The organism is Grimontia celer (assembly GCF_900055185.1).
GTDB classification, from domain to species: Bacteria; Pseudomonadota; Gammaproteobacteria; order Enterobacterales; family Vibrionaceae; genus Enterovibrio; species Enterovibrio celer.
This window is the reverse complement of sequence record NZ_FIZX01000024.1, coordinates 1-955: the sequence shown is the minus strand read 5'-3', so window position 1 is coordinate 955 and position 955 is coordinate 1. Positions and strand designations below refer to the sequence as shown.

Annotated in this window: 1 protein-coding gene; it reads right to left on the bottom strand. The window is 51.3% G+C overall.

The genetic code is table 11. From position 1 onward, the window contains the following. Positions 1–955: elongation factor Tu (gene tuf, locus GCE9029_RS25210; RefSeq protein ID WP_062667978.1), on the bottom strand; the 955-nt coding region annotated here is incomplete at both ends.

The following is a 955-nucleotide window of genomic DNA, read 5'->3' as shown; positions in this document are numbered from 1 at the left end:
ACAACCATTTGGATGTTGTCGCCTGGCATTACCATCTCAACGCCTTCTGGCAGTTCGATAGTACCGGTCACGTCAGTAGTACGGAAGTAGAACTGTGGACGGTAGCCTTTGAAGAACGGAGTATGACGGCCGCCTTCGTCTTTAGACAGAACGTATACTTCTGACTCGAACTTAGTGTGAGGAGTGATAGAACCAGGCTTAGCCAGTACTTGACCACGCTCAACTTCGTCACGCTTAGTACCACGCAGCAGAACACCAACGTTCTCACCTGCACGGCCTTCGTCCAGAAGCTTACGGAACATCTCAACACCAGTACAAGTAGTAGTGGTAGTCTCTTTGATACCAACGATAGCAACTTCGTCACCTACGCGAACGATACCTTGCTCAACACGACCCGTTACAACAGTACCACGGCCTTGGATTGAGAATACGTCTTCGATTGGCAGGATGAATGGCTTATCGATCGCACGCTCTGGCTCTGGGATGTAAGAATCCAGTGCTTCTGCCAGCTCAACGATTTTCGCTTCCCACTCAGCTTCGCCGTTCAGTGCACCCAGTGCAGAACCTTGAATGACTGGGCAGTCGTCGCCTGGGAAGTCGTACTCAGACAGCAGTTCACGAACTTCCATCTCAACCAGCTCAAGCAGCTCTTCGTCGTCAACCATGTCACACTTGTTCATGAATACAAGGATGTATGGAATACCAACCTGGCGACCCAGCAGGATGTGCTCACGAGTTTGTGGCATTGGACCGTCAGTTGCCGCAACAACCAGGATACCACCGTCCATTTGCGCAGCACCGGTGATCATGTTTTTAACATAGTCAGCGTGTCCTGGGCAGTCTACGTGTGCGTAGTGGCGAGTTGGAGTATCGTACTCTACGTGTGAAGTAGAGATAGTGATACCACGCTCGCGCTCTTCTGGCGCGTTATCGATTGATGCGAAGTCACGCGCTG